Source organism: Streptomyces sp. NPDC001617, from assembly GCF_053596855.1.
In genome coordinates this window covers 16,340-34,664 of sequence record NZ_JBSFHA010000107.1, presented here as the reverse complement: position 1 = coordinate 34,664, position 18,325 = coordinate 16,340, and the positions used below count along the sequence as shown (strand labels likewise).

Annotated in this window: 17 protein-coding genes and 1 pseudogene; 14 read left to right on the top strand and 4 right to left on the bottom strand. The window is 69.4% G+C overall.

Translation table 11 applies throughout. The features are described from left to right. From ACWC09_RS46130 to ACWC09_RS46105, 6 genes and pseudogenes are all read left to right on the top strand, one after another. Positions 1–215 (top strand): annotated as a pseudogene (locus ACWC09_RS46130) (hypothetical protein); the annotation flags it as partial. A gap of 48 nt (positions 216–263) precedes the next feature. Continuing rightward, the gene (locus ACWC09_RS46125; RefSeq protein ID WP_450857516.1) at positions 264–1,667 is read left to right on the top strand and encodes an FAD-dependent oxidoreductase; all 1,404 of its coding nucleotides are present in this window, start codon (positions 264–266) and stop codon (positions 1,665–1,667) included. Continuing rightward, complete coding sequence (locus ACWC09_RS46120; RefSeq protein WP_450857514.1) at positions 1,664–2,887, top strand: beta-ketoacyl-[acyl-carrier-protein] synthase family protein; 1,224 nt, start codon at positions 1,664–1,666, stop codon at positions 2,885–2,887. Before ACWC09_RS46125 ends, ACWC09_RS46120 begins: the two co-directional genes overlap by 4 nt. Then, positions 2,884–3,681: a cupin-like domain-containing protein gene (locus tag ACWC09_RS46115; RefSeq protein ID WP_450857512.1), complete on the top strand. Its 798-nt coding sequence runs from the start codon at positions 2,884–2,886 to the stop codon at positions 3,679–3,681. Before ACWC09_RS46120 ends, ACWC09_RS46115 begins: the two co-directional genes overlap by 4 nt. Positions 3,682–3,830: 149 nt before the next feature. Continuing rightward, positions 3,831–4,343: a hypothetical protein gene (locus ACWC09_RS46110; protein WP_450857510.1), complete on the top strand. Its 513-nt coding sequence runs from the start codon at positions 3,831–3,833 to the stop codon at positions 4,341–4,343. A gap of 87 nt (positions 4,344–4,430) precedes the next feature. Next, positions 4,431–6,698, top strand: coding sequence for a WD40 repeat domain-containing protein (locus ACWC09_RS46105; RefSeq protein ID WP_450857508.1), 2,268 nt, complete (start codon positions 4,431–4,433; stop codon positions 6,696–6,698). Between the two features lie 100 nt (positions 6,699–6,798). Here ACWC09_RS46105 and ACWC09_RS46100 read toward each other — a convergent pair whose 3' ends face one another. Further along, positions 6,799–6,987 (bottom strand): hypothetical protein, encoded by a 189-nt coding sequence (locus ACWC09_RS46100; RefSeq protein WP_450857506.1) that lies wholly within the window; start codon positions 6,985–6,987, stop codon positions 6,799–6,801. Between the two features lie 380 nt (positions 6,988–7,367). Here ACWC09_RS46100 and ACWC09_RS46095 point away from each other — a divergent pair, with 380 nt between their 5' ends. After that, positions 7,368–7,727, top strand: coding sequence for a hypothetical protein (locus ACWC09_RS46095; RefSeq protein WP_450857504.1), 360 nt, complete (start codon positions 7,368–7,370; stop codon positions 7,725–7,727). Between the two features lie 301 nt (positions 7,728–8,028). Further along, positions 8,029–8,490: an Lrp/AsnC family transcriptional regulator gene (locus ACWC09_RS46090; protein ID WP_450857502.1), complete on the top strand. Its 462-nt coding sequence runs from the start codon at positions 8,029–8,031 to the stop codon at positions 8,488–8,490. Here ACWC09_RS46090 and ACWC09_RS46085 read toward each other — a convergent pair. The 3 genes from ACWC09_RS46085 to ACWC09_RS46075 are packed head-to-tail and all read right to left on the bottom strand — an operon-like array spanning position 8,447 to position 12,361. Next, complete coding sequence (locus ACWC09_RS46085) at positions 8,447–9,853, bottom strand: aspartate ammonia-lyase (RefSeq protein ID WP_450857500.1); 1,407 nt, start codon at positions 9,851–9,853, stop codon at positions 8,447–8,449. The genes ACWC09_RS46090 and ACWC09_RS46085 overlap by 44 nt on opposite strands. Further along, positions 9,850–11,280 carry an aldehyde dehydrogenase family protein gene (locus ACWC09_RS46080; RefSeq protein WP_450857498.1) on the bottom strand — a complete coding sequence of 477 codons (1,431 nt, stop codon included), beginning with the start codon at positions 11,278–11,280 and terminating at the stop codon, positions 9,850–9,852. Before ACWC09_RS46080 ends, ACWC09_RS46085 begins: the two co-directional genes overlap by 4 nt. Beyond that, the gene (locus tag ACWC09_RS46075) at positions 11,273–12,361 is read right to left on the bottom strand and encodes a homoserine dehydrogenase (protein ID WP_450857496.1); all 1,089 of its coding nucleotides are present in this window, start codon (positions 12,359–12,361) and stop codon (positions 11,273–11,275) included. Before ACWC09_RS46075 ends, ACWC09_RS46080 begins: the two co-directional genes overlap by 8 nt. A 436-nt stretch (positions 12,362–12,797) precedes the next feature. Here ACWC09_RS46075 and ACWC09_RS46070 point away from each other — a divergent pair, with 436 nt between their 5' ends. From ACWC09_RS46070 to ACWC09_RS46045, 6 genes are all read left to right on the top strand, one after another. Further along, on the top strand, positions 12,798–13,640 hold the full coding sequence (locus ACWC09_RS46070; RefSeq protein WP_450857495.1) for an IS5 family transposase: 843 nt from the start codon (positions 12,798–12,800) through the stop codon (positions 13,638–13,640). Between the two features lie 379 nt (positions 13,641–14,019). Then, positions 14,020–14,469 (top strand): hypothetical protein, encoded by a 450-nt coding sequence (locus ACWC09_RS46065; RefSeq protein WP_450857493.1) that lies wholly within the window; start codon positions 14,020–14,022, stop codon positions 14,467–14,469. 151 nt (positions 14,470–14,620) lie between these two features. Next, positions 14,621–15,622 (top strand): aldehyde dehydrogenase family protein, encoded by a 1,002-nt coding sequence (locus tag ACWC09_RS46060; protein WP_450857491.1) that lies wholly within the window; start codon positions 14,621–14,623, stop codon positions 15,620–15,622. 392 nt (positions 15,623–16,014) lie between these two features. Further along, positions 16,015–16,509: a WD40 repeat domain-containing protein gene (locus tag ACWC09_RS46055; protein ID WP_450857489.1), complete on the top strand. Its 495-nt coding sequence runs from the start codon at positions 16,015–16,017 to the stop codon at positions 16,507–16,509. 130 nt (positions 16,510–16,639) lie between these two features. Beyond that, the gene (locus tag ACWC09_RS46050; protein WP_450857487.1) at positions 16,640–17,365 is read left to right on the top strand and encodes a response regulator transcription factor; all 726 of its coding nucleotides are present in this window, start codon (positions 16,640–16,642) and stop codon (positions 17,363–17,365) included. Beyond that, positions 17,362–18,267: a sensor histidine kinase gene (locus ACWC09_RS46045; protein ID WP_450857485.1), complete on the top strand. Its 906-nt coding sequence runs from the start codon at positions 17,362–17,364 to the stop codon at positions 18,265–18,267. Before ACWC09_RS46050 ends, ACWC09_RS46045 begins: the two co-directional genes overlap by 4 nt. Positions 18,268–18,325 lie beyond the last annotated feature (58 nt).

The following is an 18,325-nucleotide window of genomic DNA, read 5'->3' as shown; positions in this document are numbered from 1 at the left end:
CAAGACCACCCGCGCAATCCGCGATCAGCCCGAACGAACCCTCCCGCTCCTGGGCATCACCAACCCGGACGCTCAGGGAACTTGATCAAGCCCTGCTCGACCACGGAGCCTTGCTTCGCGGACGAATTCCCATGGCCGCCGGCGCCCCGCTGTGGCGACTCGTGCCGCTGCCCTGGCTCCAACTGATGCGGAAAGCCCTTTTCCGGCTCGTCTGACGGCTGCGGACGATCCGTTCAGGTGGCGAAGAACAGACAGGAAAAAGGGTGAACGTGAACGAGGCCGACAGCCGCGCCGGGATGACCACGGATGCCGTGGTCATCGGGGCGGGCATGGCGGGACTGCTGACCGCGGCCGTCCTCAGCGGATCCGGTCGTACGGTGACCGTCCTCGAACGGGACACCGCCCCCACGGCCCCCACACCACGCGCCGGCGTCCCCCAGGGCCGCCAGCCGCAGGTGCTCCTGCACCGGGGGTTGTGCGAGATCGAGGAGCTGCTTCCGGGGCTGCGTCAGCAGCTGATCGCCGCAGGCGGTGTGCCCCTGGACACGGGTAACCTCGCGTGGCTCGGCGAACGCGGATGGGCCCCCTTCGGCACCCCTGCCTTCGAGCTGGTCTCGGCCACCCGCCCGCTGGTCGAGCACCTGGTGCGCGAGAGGGTGACCGCACTGCCGGGGGTCTCACTGCTGGGCGGCGCCCGCGTCCGCGGCCTGAACCGCCCCGCGAGCGGCGCCGGATGGCTCGTCGAGCGCCATGATGCCCCGGCCGTCAGGACGGACCTCGTCGTGGACGCCTCCGGTCGTGGCTCCCGCATGCCCCACTGGATGGCACGACTAGGGCTCGGTGAGGTGCCCGCCACCTCGGTCGACGCCGGATTCGGCTACGCGGGACGCGTTTACGCCGCACAGCCCGGCCATCTCGGCCGCGTCGCGGGCGTCGTCCTGTTGCCCACGGCGGGCTGCCCGGCCGGGGGAGTGGCCCTTCCCGTGGAGGGAGGACGCTGGATGGTCGCCGCCGTGGGCGCCGCGGAACACCGCCCGCCACGGGACCCCGAAGGCTTCGACGCCTTCCTGGCCCGTCTCCGGGACCCGGCCCTCGCCGACTTCACGACAAGCGCCCGCCCGCTGGGCGACATCGCCGTACACCGCCGCACCGGCAACCTGCGCCGGCACTACGACCGCATGACGATATGGCCCGACGGCCTCCTGGTGACGGGCGACAGCCTCTGCGCCTTCAACCCGGTGTACGGCCAGGGCATCACCGTGGCGGCGACCCAGGCGCTGCTCCTGCGACGGGCGTTGGCCACCACCAGGCCGGGCTGGGAGCACCGGCTTGTGCGACGACTCGCCCGAGCCGCCGACCTCCCCTGGTCCATCGCGACAGGTGAGGACCTGCGCCACACCGGCGGTGAACGCCGCTCGGGAGTGGACGTGTTGTTCGGCCGCTGGTCGGGCGAGGTCGACCGGCTCGCCGCGCACGGGGACGTCAGGGCCCAGCGCACCCTCGACAGCATCTACCACCTCGTCGGCTCACCGGCCCGGCTGCTGGGCCCCGCACTGTTCGTCTCCGCCGTCAAAGCGCGCCTCATGGGTCTGCCCGCACCCTCGCCTCGCCCGCCTCTCACCTCCCCACTCGGCAGAGCGGGGTCGCTTCAGGAGAAGACCGGATGAACGTCGCCGTGACCGGACTCGGTGCCACCACACCCCTGGGCGGGGACGTGCCCAGCACCTGGTCCGCCCTGCTGGCAGGAGAGTCGGGGATCTCCCGGCTCAAGGAGGACTGGGCGAAAACGCTCCCGGTGTGGATCGCGGCCCGGCTACGGATCGAGCCGACCGAGGTCCTGGACCGGGTGCAGGCCCGCCGACTGGACCGCTGCGAGCAGATCGCCCTGATCGCCGCCCGTGAGGCCTGGGCCGACGCCGGCCGCCCCCAGGTGGAACCGGAGCGACTGGCCGTGGTGATCGGCACCGGCACCGGCGGCGTGCTCACACTGCTCGGCCAGGACGACGTACTGGAGCGGTCCGGCGCCCGCCGGGTGTCCCCACGCGCAGTGACGATGCTGATGGCCAACGGCCCGGCAGCCGTGGTCAGCCTGGAACTCGGTGCCCGGGGCGGCGCCCACACACCCGTCAGCGCCTGCGCCTCCGGCGCGGAGGCCATCGCCCTGGGCCTGGACCTGATCCGGCTCGGTCGTGCCGACGTGGTGGTGGCGGGCGGCGCCGAGGCCTGCATCCATCCCCTCGTTCTCGCCGGCTTCGCTCAGGCCACGGCGCACTCCACCCGCAATGACGATCCCGCGGGGGCCTCTCGGCCGTTCGACGCCACCAGGGACGGGTTCGTGACCGGAGAGGGGGCGGCCGTGGTCGTGCTGGAGCACGTCGGCTTCGCGGCCGCCCGAGCCGCCGCGCCCTACGCCGTCCTGGCCGGCGCGGGTGTCACCTCCGACGCGCACCACCTGACGTCCGGACACACCGACGGCCAGGTCCGCGCCATCCGCCGGGCACTCGCCGACGCCGGCCTCGGCGCCGACGACATCGACGTCGTCCACGCCCATGCCACCTCCACCCCGCACGGTGACCTCACCGAGGCGGAAGCGATCGGCGAGGCCATCGGCCTGCACGCTGCCGTCACCGCCACCAAGTCCATGACCGGCCACCTCTTCGGCGCCGCCGGTTCCCTCAACGCCCTGGCCACGATCCTGGCCCTGCGCGACCAGGTCGTTCCACCGACGATCAACCTGCGGGAGCAGGATCCGCAGATCAAGCTGGACGTCGTCACCGGCGGCCCCCGCGTGGGCCGCCTCGGCGCTGCGCTCGCCAACTCCTTCGGTTTCGGAGGTCACAACGCATGCCTCGTCTTCCTGCCCGGCGCCAGTGGGAGGCAGCGATGACGTCACCTGCCCCCTCATCGTCGGCCCAGAACGCGGGCCGCCCGGTGCCGCGGCTGGACCGCGGGGCCGCGGCGCACTGGCCGGCGGTCCGGACCTGGGGCTTCGACGGACTCGCGGGGATCGTCCCCGAGCTGCCCGTGACACTCGTGGTGGGAGAACGGGAGCGCGGACGGACCCGGTTCCGGACCACGTCCCTGCCCGCATACCTGCGCGGGCTGGGCACGGACGAGGACAGCCTACGTGGGTCGTATCTGAAGGAGTTCGACCTCCTGCGGGCCGTTCCCGCGCTCCGGGACGACCTGCGCCCCCAGGAGTTGTTCCCCCGCCGTGCCGTGACATCCAGCAGCGCCTGGATCGGGCCGTCCGGCGCGCGCACCGGCCTGCACCGCGACCTCCTGGACAACGTCGCCGTGCAGCTGGTGGGACGCAAACGGTTCCGGCTGCTACCGCCGGGAAGTGTCCAGCGGGTCGGCGGCCGGTCAGCTCGTTACGACCAGTGGGCCCGGCTGTCCCGGCTGACCGCTGACGAGGTGACGGAACAGGCCGCACATCGGGCCGCCGGCGGCCCGGGGGTACTCGCCGTCGATCTCGACCCGGGCGATGTGCTGCATGTGCCGGCGGGGTGGTGGCACGAGGTGGTGAACCTCAGTCCGGGCGTGCTGTTGAGCGGCTTCCACGGTTTCCAGCCCGCGGTGGGCCTGCTGTGGATGAGGGAGTCCGCCCGCCACGCCGCACACCGTCTGGGTGTCGTCGGACGCCGGGGCTGCACCTGTCACCCCGAGTCCGCGCCGTAGCTCCCCGGCTCGGCCACTCCGGCGATGCTGGTGCGGTCTTTCGACTCTCAGTGAAACTACGCAATTTCCAGGCCCAGGGTTCACCCTCAGCCCGGATCCACCGGCTTGCCGCCTGTGGATATTTCTCACCTCCCGGCTCTCACAGAACCGTGCGTAACAGTGCGTTTTGTAGCCGAATCGGCCGCCTCGGTGCCGACGACGACCTGGAGTCCCTCGTCACCCCCGCAGGACGGGACGTCGACGCCGGGGTTGCCGCCATGCTCGCGTCGGGAGACGACGGTGAATCCGACGACGACCTCCTCTACGAGGACGACGAGGTGGCCAATGCCCTGATGGCACGCGCCGTCCTGGGCTGCTGCGCCGCGCTGCCCGCCATCGCGGCCGCGGCGGTGCACACCCGGACCCACCCTGACGAACGGGTGCGCACCGAGGCTGCCGAAACCGCAGCCATGGTCCAGACGGCCATGGCGCTGCCCCCTGTCGCGACCCGCACGGCCTCTCGCGCGGGAAACCTCCCCTCGACGGCAACGCCTTGTGCCTGTAGGGGGCCGGGAAAGTCTGTGCGGTGTCAGGGCCGCATCAGACATCATCAGCCGATGAGCATGCTGGATGCGGTGACGGTCCGCGATCCTGGGTGGTCGGTTCCGTGTTTTCACGGATAGCTGGCGCGTATCAAGTGGTGCAGGCTTGTCAACTCTGCCCGTCGACGGTGAGTTTGAAGTCGAGTGGGCCGACCCCTCTCCAAGAGCTTGAGCAACACGATGTGGGAGTACGCCTTCATGCCGTCCAAGATCCAGCCGGGCACCGCCACCGCTGTTGCCGATGAGTGCCTGACTGATCCGGGGTTCCTGGTCAATGCGCATCCGGAAGGCGTAGCACGGTTGCTGGACTCCGCGCGGGATCCCCGAGCACAGTTGGCGGCGGCGGTGTACCGGGCCTCGGCACACCTGCACGGTGACGCCGGACCTGTCATGCGTCGGGCGCTGCTGGCGTTGGACGCGGCCCGGTACGGCGACCAGGAGTTGGCAGCCCAGATCACCGCCGTGCCGGTGGAGGGCACTGCCGCGGCGAGGTGGGGAGTGGACTGGGCCACCGGCACCCAGGTCGACCCAAGACTCCGGCACATCATGACCGGCCATGCCGGCCCGGTGCTGTCAGTGGCGACGGCGATGGTGGGCGGGCGTGCGGTGATTGTCACCGGCGGCTTCGACACCACGCTACGAGTGTGGGACCTGACCACGGGGCAGGCAGTCGGCGCACCCCTGGCTGGGCATACCTCCAGGATGTCGGCGGTGGCGACGGCTGTGGTGGACGGCCGCCCTGTTGCCGTCAGCGGGAGCTACGACCTGACGGTGCGGATGTGGGACCTGACCACCGGCAAACAGACCGGCGAACCCCTGACCGGCCACACCGGCGCGGTGCGGTCGGTGGCGACAACCGTGATGGGCGGGCGCCCAGTCGCCGTCACCGGAAGCGATGACAAAACCGTACGTGTGTGGGATCTGACCACCGGTGAGCAGACCGGCGAACCCCTGACCGGCCACAGCAGGGGGGTGTGCGCGTTGGCGACGGCTGCAGTCGACGGCCGACCCGTCGCCGTCTCCAGCAGTACCGATTACAACGAGACGGTGCGGGTGTGGGACTTGACCACTGGCGAACAGACCGGCGAACTGCTGGCTGGCCACGCCAGCGGGGTGCGGTCGCTGGCGACGACCCTGGTCGACGGCCGCCCCGTCGCCGTCACCAGCGGCTACGACAACATGGTGCGGCTGTGGGACCTGGCCACCGGACAACCGTTCAACGAAGCCCTTCCCCTGACCGGCCACACCGGCGCGGTGCGGTCGGTGGCGACAACCGTGATAGGCGGCCGCGTCGTCGCCCTCACCAGCAACGACGACGACGCGGTACGGGTATGGGACCTCACTACCGGAGACCCGATCGGCGAGCCCCTGACCGCCCACAACAGCGGGGTGCGGACCGTGGCCACGGCCGTGGTGAACGGCCTTCCCGTCGCCGTCACCGGCTGCTTCGACACGACGGTGCGGGTGTGGGACCTCGCCATGGGGCGGCAGGTCGGCGCGCTCCCGACCGGCCACACCGACGCGATCCGGTCGTTGGCGACAACCGTGATGGACGGGCGACGTGTCGCCGTCACCAGCAGCGACGACAAGACGCTGCGGGTATGGGACCTGACCACCGGACAGCCGATCGGCAAGCTCCTGACCGTCCACAAGAGCGGGGTGCGGTCGGTGGCCACGGCCGTGGTGAATGGCCTTCCCGTCGCCGTCACCGGTGGCAGCTTCGACGAGACGGTGCGGGTGTGGGACCTGACCACCGGGCAGCAGATCGGCGAACCGCTGACCGGCCACAACAGCGGAGTGCTGGCGGTGGCGACAACTGTGGTGAACGGCCTCCCTGTCGCCCTCACTGGCAGCACCGACAAGACCGTCCGGGTGTGGGACCTGACCACCGGGCAGCAGATCGGCGAACCGCTGACCGGCCACAACAGCGGAGTGCTGGCGGTGGCAACAGCCGTCGTGGACGGCCGCCCGGTCGCCGTCACAAGCAGCGGCATAGGCTTGGGCTCAAGCGATGAGACGGTGCGGGTGTGGGACCTGACCACCAGGCAGCAGATCGGCGAACCGCTGACCGGCCACACCGGCGAAGTGCCGTCGGTGGCGACTACCGTGGTGAACAGCCGTCGCATCGCCGTCACCGGTGGCAGCTTCGACGGGACGGTACGGCTGTGGGATCTCGCCACGGGCCAGGAGGCCGGCGAACCTCTGACCGGCCATACCGGTGGGGTGGTGGCTGTAGCCGCAACTGTGATGGAGCGTCGTCCTGTCGCTGTCACCGGCGACCGGGACGGGACGGTGCGGATGTGGGATCTGACCACCCGCCGGCAGGCCGGTCCGGAGTTGGTGTTCCCCGCATACGTGACCGCGGTGGCGGTGGAGCCGGATGGCAAACTGGTGGTCGGCTTTGGCAACGAGATCGCGGTCCTGACCCGGCGCTGACTCCGAGTCCGCGTGGTGGTGGAACGGCCGGACACGCGGCGGGAATGCCCCAGGGGACGGGGCTGGTTCGCGTGCGTCAGGGGTTGGACAGTCTGAATGCTCATGCCCGGGTCGGCCGGTATCGCAGGTTGTCGCCGAACTCCAGAATCGAGTAGGTGGCGCTCACCGGCCCGACTGCGCCCCGCGCCGCGCGGTTCAGCGCGTCGTCCAGCCACCGGGTGTACCAGGCGAGAAAGCCGACCTCCAGGCAGTACAGGCCGCAAGCACTGCTCAGGCTGTCGGCCCCCACTATGCCTCGTCGCGGACCACGGAGCACGAGAAACTGAAGTGACCCCTCAGGTCCCGATACTTCCGTTTTATGCCGCGAGGTCCAGCCGTTGATGGCAGCGGACCCTCGCCTGGTACGGCGTGATGTAGCCGATGGTCGTCGATGTCGCCCTCACCAACATCCGCAACCGCTCCATCTGAGCAGTCGGACCCCACAGCAGCGACCCCACCCGTCCCCCCTCGCCCCGGCCAGAACGACACACCCTCCCCTTCCCTGCAACAGCCGTGCACTGCTCTGGTCATCGCCACCCAGAAAGAGAAACACCATGTCATCGTTCGCCCCGACCAGCTGTCCCCTCAGAAAGAACGTGACCCGGGCCGGCGTCGCCCTGGCGGCACTGGGTGTGGAAGAAGAACTTCACGGTCGACTTCGCCAACGCCACCAACGACGGCGCCACCTACTCCGGCATGCAGACCACCTTGCAGAACGCCCTGAAGGGCACTGGAACTAGGCTCAACGTCTACAACAACAACTCCTTGGCCACGACGATCTTCCAGAACCTGTCCACGATGATCGCCGCGAAGCCCGACGTCATCATCGAGGTCGATCCCAAGCCGCCGGCCCAGACCTTCCCGCCGCAGACCATCGTCACGAAGGACAACGTGGACACCATCTTCAACAGGGACGGCACGGTGAAGCAGTTCCCGCCGCTGAACTCCGCCTCGCAGTGCCTGGCCACCGACGGCCAGGGCATCCTGTAGAAGCTGGGCACCGTCTCCGGCGTCAAGTAGGCACCACAGCCCGGCTGGGATCGCTGGTCTTCCCCGCCGGGCTCTGGCATGTCCCCGATCGGACACAGCCGCTCACCGCTCGCCCCAGCCCCGTGTCCAGGCTGCCGACACGCCCGTCTGTGTCGAGCCTGCGATCACCAGCTGGCACATCCTGAGCCTGACCTATAACCACCACTCACCATGCCTTTGGAGGAACCCCGTGGCACACCCGCGATCCGCGTGCCGTGGGGGGACACCGCCTCCACCGATTTCGCGAAGGGGACGGTCCGCCGTGGACGCCATCGACGAGAAGATCATCGCCGAGCTGACCCGCAACGCCCGCATCTCGCACTCCGAACTGGCCAGCAAGGTGCTGCTGTCCCGCAACGCGGTGCGCCAGCGCATCGAACGGCTGGAACGGCAGGGCCACATCGCCGGCTACACCATCGTCCGTGCCGGCGACGACACCGGCGATGTCATCTCCGCTCTCGTCCTCGTGTACCGCCAGGACCGCATGCGCGGGAGTGATGTCCTAGCCGCGCTCAAACGCATCCCCGAGGTCGTCATCTGCGAAATTCTCAGCGGCGACTTCGACATCATGGTGCGCCTGGAGGCGGCCTCGCTGGAACGCGTACGAGTCATCTGGGGGGACATCGCGCAGATGCCCGGCGTCCGGGACACCGTCACCGCGCTCACCCTGTCCAGCGTCGTCAACCGCCCGCGAGGAGGGCGGAGTTCAAGGGCACCGGGGTGAGCAGCGCCATCGTCTGGTCCCGGTCCAGCAGCCCGCCCTGGACCACGAGGTCGGCCACGTCCGCCCCGGTGGCGAGGGCCTCTTTCGCGATCCAGGCGGCCGCCGCATAGCCGATGTGGGGGGTCAGGGCGGTCACCGAGCCCACCGACCGGGCGGCCTGGCGGGCCAGGTGCTCCTCGTGGGCGGTGATCCCCACAATGCAGAGCGTGCACAGTGCCGTGCAGCCGCGGGTGAGCCACTGTATCGAGGTCAGCAGCAGGTGCCCGATCAGCGGCTCGAAGGCGTTGAGCTGGAGTTGCCCGTTCTCCGCGGCCATCGTGATCGACACGTCCGCGCCGGCCACCGCGTAGCAGATCTGGTTGACCATCTCCGGGATCACCGGGTTGACCTTGCCCGGCATGATCGACGAACCGGCCTGGCGGGGCGGCAGCGCGATCTCGCCCAGGCCGCTCTGCGGGCCGCTGGACAGCAGGCGCAGGTCGTTGCAGATCTTCGACAGCTTCACGGCCAGCCGCTTCAGGACCCCGGAGACCAGCAGGAAGGCGCCGGTGTCGGAGGTCGCCTCGACCAAGTCGGCAGCCAGCTTCAGCTCGAGCCCCGTGAGGGCGCCCAGATGACGCACCGCCGCCTCGGCGTATCCCGGCTCGGCGGTGATGCCCGTTCCGATGGCGGTGGCGCCGAGGCTGATCTCGTGTAGCAGCGGCAGGAGCTCACGCAGGCGGGCCATGTCCTCGGCCAGGGTCACACCGAAGGCGGCGAACTCCTGGCCGAGGGTCATGGGCACGGCGTCCTGCAGCTGGGTGCGGCCCACCTTCACCACATGAGCGAACTCCGCACCCTTGGCCGCGAACGCCTGGGTGAGCGGGCCGAGTGCGTCCAGCAGACCGCCCAGGGCGGTACCGACGGCGAGCCGTAGCGCGGTCGGGTAGACGTCGTTGGTGGACTGGCAGCGGTTGACGTGGTCGAGCGGGGAGACCACGTCGTAGCGGCCCCGCCCCAGGCCCAGATACTCCAGCGCGAGGTTGGCGATGACCTCGTTGGCGTTCATGTTGGTACTGGTGCCGGCCCCGCCCTGGATGACGTCAACCCGGAACTCGCGGTGGTGGGATCCGTCCTCGATCGCCCGGCAGGCCGCCTCGATCCCCCGCGCGACCTCCGGCGCCAGTGCGCCGATCTCCCCGTTGGCCCGGGCCGCGGCCCGTTTCACGGTGGCCAGTGCACGGACCAGGGCCGGGTGGGCGGCCAGCGGGATGCCGCTGGCCTGGAAGTTCTCCAGCGCACGGGCCGTGTGGATGCCCCAGTAGGGGTCGGCCGGCACTGTCAGCTCGCCCAGCGAGTCGCGCTCGGTGCGGAAGGCGGTCATTGGACCACTTCACTGATGTGATTGACGCAGACGACCTTGGGCTGCGTCATTTCCTCGAAGGCGAAGCGCACGCCCTCGCGGCCCATGCTGCCGTACTTGAACCCGCCGAACGGCATGGCATCGAAGCGGTAGTCGGACGAGTCGTTGATCATGACGCCGCCGGCTTCCAACAGCCGGGCCGCGGTCAGAGCGCGGTCCAGGCGGGAAGTGAAGATGCCTGCGTGGAGGCTGTAGCCGATGGCGTTGGCCTGCTCGATGGCATCCTCGAAGGACGTGAACGGCTGCAGCACGACGACCGGGGCGAAAACCTCCTCCTGCCAGATCGAGCAGGTCGCCGGGATGTCTTCCAGGACGGTCGGCGCATACAGGGAGCCGGTGGCGTCGTTGCCGCACAGCAGCACCGCGCCCTCGGCGACCGCCGTGTCGACCTTGGCCCGGGTGGCGGCCGCGGCCTCCCTGGTGATCATGGGACCGACGTCAGTGCGCTCGTCCAGCGGGTCGCCGACGCGCAGCAGTTTCGTGCGGGCGACGAACGCGTCACGGAACCGTTCATAGACCTCGCGGGCGATGAGGATGCGCTGGGTGCCTATGCAGTTCTGGCCCGCGGCCCAGAACGCACCGGAGACACAGGAGGCGACCGCCTCGTCCAGGTCGGCGTCGTCCATGACGATGACCGGGGCGTTGCCGCCCAGATCCATGGCGAGCTTCTTCAGTCCGGCCGTCCGGGAGATGGCCTCGCCGGTGGCGAAGCCGCCCGTGAAGGACACCATCCGCACGTCGGGAGCGGCCACGACCGCGGCAGCGGCATCGGCGTCGCCGTTGACGACGGTGACGATCTCCTCCGGCAGGCCGGCCTCGATGAGGGTGTCGACCAGGCGCAGCGCAGACAGCGGCGTCAGCGCCGAGGGTTTGAGGATCACCGCGTTGCCGCCCGCGATGGCCGGGCCGAGCTTGTGGGCGACCAGATTGAGGGGGTCGTTGAACGGAGTGATGGCGGCGATGATCCCGAGCGGTTCGCGGGTGAACCAGCCCTGCCGTTTCTCCGAGCCCGCATAAGAGTCGAAGGGGATGACCTCTCCGGCGTTGCGCCGGGCCTCGGCCGCGGACAGGGACAGGGTGTTGACTGCGCGGGCGACTTCTTTGCGGGCCTGGGTGATGGTCTTGCCGGCCTCGCTGACGATCAGCTGGGCGAAGGACTCGGCACGCCGCTCGACCAGATGCGCGGCGCGTTCCAGCATGTCGGCCCTCGCCGCGCGGGACAGTGCGGCCGCGGTGCGGCGTCCGCACCGGGCCTGCTGCAAAATGCTGCCGACCGCGCTGGCGTCGACGGTGGGCACCGAGGCGATTACCTCGCCGGTGTAGGGGTTGTGCACGGGCGCCGTGGCGTTGCCGAACTCGATACTGGGGGGCACGACGGTGTCAGACACGGTGAGTCTCCTGGAGAACCGGGCGCGTGGGGGCGGTGTCGTCGTCCGCGTGGCGCTGGTGGATGGCGATGATGTCCGACAGCAGGGCGTAAGCGGTCTCGATGCGGCCTGCGCCGGGCCCGGAGACCGTGACGGTGCCCAGCAGGTCGGTGTGGAAGGCGACCGCGTTGACCGGCCCGGAGATTCCGGCGAGCGGATGCTGGGCGGGCAGCGCCAAGGGCGCGACGCGGGCATCGACGCTGCCGTCCTCGTGGCGGGTGGCGGAGCCGACCAGCTTCCAGCGCAGCCCCTTCGAGGCGGCGTCCTGCACCTCCAGCGCGGTGATAGCGGAGATGCCCTCGCAGAAGACGTCCTCGCGGCGCAGGTCGGCGCCGAGGACCTCGTTGGCCAGGATCATGACCTTGAGCTGGACGTCGTGGCCCTCGATGTCCGCAGTGGGGTCAGCTTCGGCGTACCCGAGCTCCTGGGCTTCGGCGATGGCCGCCGCAAGCTCGATGCCCTCTTCGAGACGGCCGAGGATGTAGTTCGAGGTGCCGTTCATGATGCCCTGCACGCCCGTGATCTCCAGCCCGCCGAACATGCGCTCGGCGGTGCGCAGAATCGGAGTGCCACTGAGCACCGAGCCCTCGAACTCGAAGCTGACACCACGCTCGGCAGCCAGCTGCTTCAGTGCCCGGGAGGCGAGGGCAACAGGTCCCTTGTTGGTGGTACACACGTGCTTGCCCGATTCCAGGGCCCAACGCACATGGGAGAGGGCAGGCTCGCCGTCGGTGGGGTTCGTGAACGTCGCCTCGACCACGATGTCGGCGGGGACCTCGCGGATCACCCACTCGTTGCGAGCATCGGCGCTGCCGCCGGGCAGGCTGGCGAAGCTGAGCTCCCCGGGTTCGGCCGCCAGCAGCGGGGCAAGGTCGATGCCATCGGTGTCGACCAGGGAACCGGCCCGCAGATCGGTGATCGCCACCACACGCAAGGCGAAGCCCAGGTCCTCGGCCAGGCGTTCCCCGCTCTGGGATATGAGCTCGGCGAGCGCGCGGTTGACGCCGCCGAATCCGATGAGGGCGAGATCGTATCGGCCCATGTGATCGCTCCTTCGCAGTCCGCCGCAGGATCCAGGTGCGGCCCTGCTCAGAGCCTCACTCTCCGGCTTGTCAGCTGCTCCATGCCGTAATGGCCGCAAAGCCTGCCGATCTGACCGTCCCGATGGCGATTCGCCCCAGCCGGTATCGGGCGCAGGGCGTCCGTAGCCCGCCGACCTATCGAAGGCTGGCGCGGCAGAAGCGTTGGTCCACGTCCCAACCGGTGACCAATCCGCACCAGCAGCTCTTCCGGTTCCGCCGACCAGACGTCGGGCCCGTACACCGCCTTGCGCAACAAGGGCGATGCGAGATCACCAACTCCCTCCACCCGGTAAGAGATCACGCGGATAGGCACAGTTGGGGACACCAGAGAGCAGGGACGGGCGCGAGTCCCGATGATCATGGAGTTGCAACGCTCTGTGATCACTGAGGAGACCTGTGCCTGTTCTGCCGTCGTGGCTGACCGAACCGCTCTGGGACCAGTTCGCGGCCCTTCTGCCTGCGCGGCCGGAGTACCACCCGGACCATCCGCTCGGCTGCCACCGCAGGCGTATCGGCGACCGGATTGTCTTCGACAAGCTGCTTCAACTGCTGCGGTTCGGCTGTTCGTACGAGGCGATAGCGGATACGACGTGCTCGGCCACCACGATCCGCAGCCGTCGTGATGAGTGGATACGCCTGGGCGTCTTCGCCGAGTTCAAGCGGATCGCGCTGGAGTCCTACGACCGGATCGTCGGCCTCGTCTTGGACCAGATTGCTGTGGACGGCTGCATCACCAAGGCGCCTGGTGGTGGGGAGGTGGCAGGGCGTTCCCCGGTCGACCGTGGGAAACAGGGCCTGAAACGCTCGGGCATGACGGACGGCTACGGCATTCCGCTGGGCCGCGTCCTGGCAGGAGCCAACCGCCACGACTCCCCGCTACTCGCCCCCACCCTGAACCGCCTGGACGACCTCGGACCGCTGCCCCAGGACATCACGGTTCACCTGGACGCCGGCTACGACTCCGACAAGACTCGCGCCCTGCTCGCTGAACATGGCCTGCACGGCCGGATCGCGCACAAGGGCGAGAAGGCGCCGATTCAGGCGAGTCGGAGGTGGCATGTGGAGCGCACCCATGCCTGGCAGAACGCCTTCCAGCGCCTCGCCCGCTGCTACGAGCGGCGGGTCACCGTCATCAGCGCCTTCTTCGATCTCGCCGACACGATCATCACCGTACGCAGCCTGATCCGCCGGGCATGGACGACCCGCCGCTGGGACGAACGCCCGAACCGCCGCCCGTGAACCCACGCCTATCCGCGCACGACCTAAGGAGTACTCCAGCTGTAGAGCGTTATGTGCCCTGGTTTTGAGGCTGTCCCAGGTGTACCGAGAGTTCGGCGCGACCGCGGGAGGCTGCGCTCCCGACCCCAGTGAGGACACTTCACGAGGATCGCGTTACGAGCTCTTGTGCGTGCGATGTACGTAGTTCTACCGATGACTCATGGCCATGAACCTGGCAGGCTCATCGGCGACGTATCGGCTCATCATTGCGTGGTCACGAGGGTGCGATGAGGCAACGCGACCGTGTGATGGCCAGCATGGATGACGGTCCCACCTGTGCTTGGAGCGGGTGAGCCGCTACTCAGCTACCTGCGGTGAGTGGTCAGGAGGGAGTCCCGGGTTGAGCAGAATCTGGCCTGTGGTGTTGTGGCTCTGGCTTGTGCCGACGACGCTCTTGACGGGATACGGCCTGCTGCGGTGGACGCATGCCCGGAGTGTGCGTCCCTTCCTGACGATGACCACTGGCACGACGGCCGGGTGGCAAGATGCCCTGGAGTCCAACGAATCGGGCGTCGTCCACGTGGGGTACAGGCCGATGGTCGAGTTCGTTACTGAGTCCGGTCAGTCGGTGCGCGCCACGTCGAAGGCGAAACCGCTGGACGCACCACCGGAGGTGGGGCAACAGGTGCCCGTTCTCTATCAGCGCGACCGCCCCGGATGGTGCTTTGTCGGCACCTTGGACGACTACGAGAATGAAGCGCGCGACGATTGGTTGTCGGTAGGCGTGTGCGGTCCCATATTCATCAGCGTTATTGTGGGGCTGGGTTCCCTGATCTGGATGCTGTGGTGACAGGGCAGGGTGGTTCCGGGGTCCCAGCCGCTGCCGGGCCCGAAATAGCGACGACTTCGCCGGGACTTGCCAGTTGCCCAACGGTCCCAGGCTCCGCAGGCACTCGCCCAGGTGCCACATTGAGCCTTTTCCAACCTCAGGCTGATGCGTGGTGAAGGACGAGGACGGCCTTCACCAGGTGCTCGCGGAGGCCGGTCACGACCCGAACGTGGTGACGCTGGCCGTTGCGGAGCCGGGACAGCGGGTGCACCGGCGGCTGGCCGCGGACCCGGACGTGCGCATCGTCGACTTCACCGGTCCGGGCCGCTTCGCCGACTGGCTGGAGCGCAACGCCCCCCAGGCCGTGGTGTTCGCCCAGCGGACCGGCCCGAGCACTGTGGTCGTCGACTCGACCGACGACTACCAGGGCCTGGTGCGGAGCCTGGCCCTGGCCTCCTGCCTGTGCGACGGCACGGTGCGCACCACACCGCAGAACATCCTCGTGCCGGAGGCTGGCTTTCCCACCGACGAGGGGCACAGGACACTGCGGGACCTGGGCGCCGACGTCAGCGACGGCGTGGACCGGCTGCTCGGGCATCCCGCACGCGTGGCACGGCTGTTGGGTGCGATCACCACCGAAGAGGTGCGCGAGGCGCTGACGGAGGCCGCCCTCAAGGGCCCCGTACCGCACGCCTCGGGACCCGTAACCCATCCGGACCATCCGGACGCCGACGTGCGCAGTCCGCTGCTGGTGCGGCTGAACGCCTCGAACGCGCGGATCTTCACGCGGGAGTGGCCTGGGCCGGTCACCTTCCTGGTGGGGACCGATTCGACCTCGCACGACCTGGCGCTCCTGCGCACCATGGCGGACCGGCACGGTGCCCCGTATGCCTCGGTGTACTCCACCGACCCGCTGGTGCTGGCCGCGGCGGAGACGGCGACGCTGGACGCTGGGGTGCATCTGGTGGAGAACCTCGACGACCTGCCGGCGGACCCGTCCTCCGATCTGGCCGAACCGCCGGGCACGGACGCGCACTTCATCACCGGCCGGTTCCGCGTGGTGCGCTCCCGCCGCCGTGCGCCAGCCGCGGCTTCCGCGGCCGCGCCGCCGCCGTTCGCCGTACCCGCGCCTGTGCTCGACCCTGGCCCGGCCGCCGACCTGGTGGACGTGTGAGCGGATCCGGCCGTCCTCAGCCCGTCCAGGTCGCGCCGGGCCCCCGCACTTCGTCGAAGACCAGTCAGGTGCGGGTTGAGCGCACCCCGGTACCGCCTGGATGTTCTCCAGCACGACCTGCCACAGCGACAGGTTGTCTGGTTCGCGCACCAGCACCAGATCGGCGCCGCTGCATGCTGTCCAACCTGTCGGCCGACTCGCCTGACAAGGCTCCTGCACAACAGCGGTGTCCCGGGGACGCCATGGTGCAGCGCCTTCAACCAGACCACAGGGCACATGCCCACCCGCTGACCTCGCGGAATTACGTAATTGCACTGATGTGGACGAGCTGAGCCCCAGTGCAGGGTGAAGCCTCCCTGCCCCTGAGCCTGACAACGTGTGGAAACTGTTCCATGTTCTATGAGAACACTGTGCGCCCCATCGCCCCGGCGGCCGATGAGCGGTCGGCGACGCCGGACGACACCGACACCCCGCCTTGGACGGTCGAGTGGGCAGCCGACGAAGCTTTCTGCCCAGACCGGGAGGACGACCGGCCAGGCCTGGAGAACACCGCCGCGGCGATGGCCATCGCAGCTCTGACCGGCAGGCCCGTCGTCGTGACCGCGGCGAGGAGGGGAACGGTCCGGGTCCGGGACCTGGCCACCGGCGAGCACTACGCCACGCTCAGCGGTCACCGCGAGTGTGTGAACGTCGTCGCCACCGCGTTTGTGCGGGGCCAGCCGACTGCCGTCACCGGCAGTGTGGACGGGTCGGTACGGACATGGGATCTGGCAACCGGCCGACAGACCCGACCCGGTTTCGTGTTTCCTCGTGGCGTGAACGCGCTGTCGCTCTCTCCCGACGGCTGCGTGACGGTCGGCTTCGACTCCGAGCTGGGCGTCTTGTGACCGTCCGTGGTGTGGGCGGTGACCCGCGTGCGCCCGGCCGTTTCGGGCACACGGCCCCGGTACTCGACCCGAGGAAACCCCGAGAGCTGCGACAGGCGGCTCGCCTGAGGTATGGAGCGCGATGCGTGTGATGGCCGGAAGTGAACGGCCGCGGGTGCTGTTGGCCGATGACGACGAGGCGATCACCGCTCAGCTGGCCCCTCTGCTGGAACGGTCGGGCTTCGTGGTGGATGTGGTCCACGACGGCGGGGCCGCCCTGCGGCGTGCCACGGCGATGCCACGACCCGACATGGTCGTCCTGGACGTGCAGATGCCCGTGCTGGACGGCCGTGAGGTGTTGCGACGCGTGCGGCAGTCCGGCAGTTGGCTGCCGGTGATCCTGCTGACCCAGGTGGGCGAGTCGGGTGAGCGGGCGATGGCGTTGGAAGAGGGCGCCGACGACTACCTCAACAAGCCCTTCGACCCTTATGAACTCACGGCCCGGCTACGCGCGGTACTGCGCCGGGCAGGTCGCGGGCGGCCCCCGCTGAGCGCGGCGAGGACGGTGCGGGCTGGGGAGTTGAGGGTGGACCGTACTGCCCGGCGGGTATGGCTGAAAGACCGGGAACTGGTCCTCACGCCGAAGGCCGGTGCCCTTCTCGACTACCTGGTCACCCACCCCGACGAACTGCTCTCCAGGGAAAGGCTGCTGGAAGAGCTCTGGGGGTGGGAGACCGCCAGCACCACCCGCGCCGTGGACAACCGGATCGCCGAACTGCGGCGTGTGCTGGGAGACGATCCGGCCGAGCCCCGATGGATCGACACCGTCACAGGCCAGGGCTACCGCTTCATCGCACTGGTCGAGGCCGGAACGTGAACCGACCCGTACGCCGCTCCCGGCTGCTCGTCGCGGCGGCGCTCGTCGTCGGCGCCGCTGGTGCCGGAATCACCTCGTTGACGCTGGACGGCGTGATGGTCGACGTGCGGCTCGCCCCCGCCTTGGCCGTCGCCGGAGTCGCCGTCTGCGCCGCGGCGACGGTGATGGCCGTCGCCCTGGCGCGACAGCGGACACGACGACTGATCGACACAGTCAGGGACGAGGCCAGGGAGGAGCACCGCCGCTTTCTGCGGCGGCTGGATCACGAGCTGAAGAATCCGCTGACCGCGATCCGGCTCGGGATCGCCAACCTTCAGGCAACCGATCTGGACGAGTCGGCCCGTGGCACCGCCGCCCGGGTGGACGAGCAGGTCCTGCGGATGACACGGATCACCAGGGATCTACGCAAGCTGGCGGCAGTGGAGGACCAGCCGATGGAGCGTCTCCCGGTGCCGCTTGCCGAACTGCTGGAGGCGGCGGGAGAGGCCGCCAGAGAGCTGCCGGGCGGCGACGAGCGAAAGATCACCGTGACCGTGCCGGACGTGCCCTGGCCCCTGCCGCGGCCACCCGGCGACGCGGACCTGCTGGAGTTGGCACTGCACAACCTCGTGGCCAACGCGGTCAAGTACAGCGGACCTGGGTGCTCCATCGCGCTGCGGGCCTTCGAGGAGAACACGCATGTGACCGTCGAGGTGGCCGACACCGGCCAAGGCATAGCCGCCGACGAACTCTCGCACGTCTGGGAGGAATTGGTCCGCGGCAGCGAGGTCCGCGACATACCCGGCAGCGGACTCGGGCTGGCCCTCGTGCAAGCCGTAGTCTCCCGGCACGACGGCGCATGCGAGATCCGCAGTTCACCCGGCTCCGGCACGGTGGTGCGGATACGCCTGCCGCTGACCTGACGCCTGGCCCGTCCCCGACCTGGTACACCATGTCGCCGATCTGGCACACAGGTGCCGC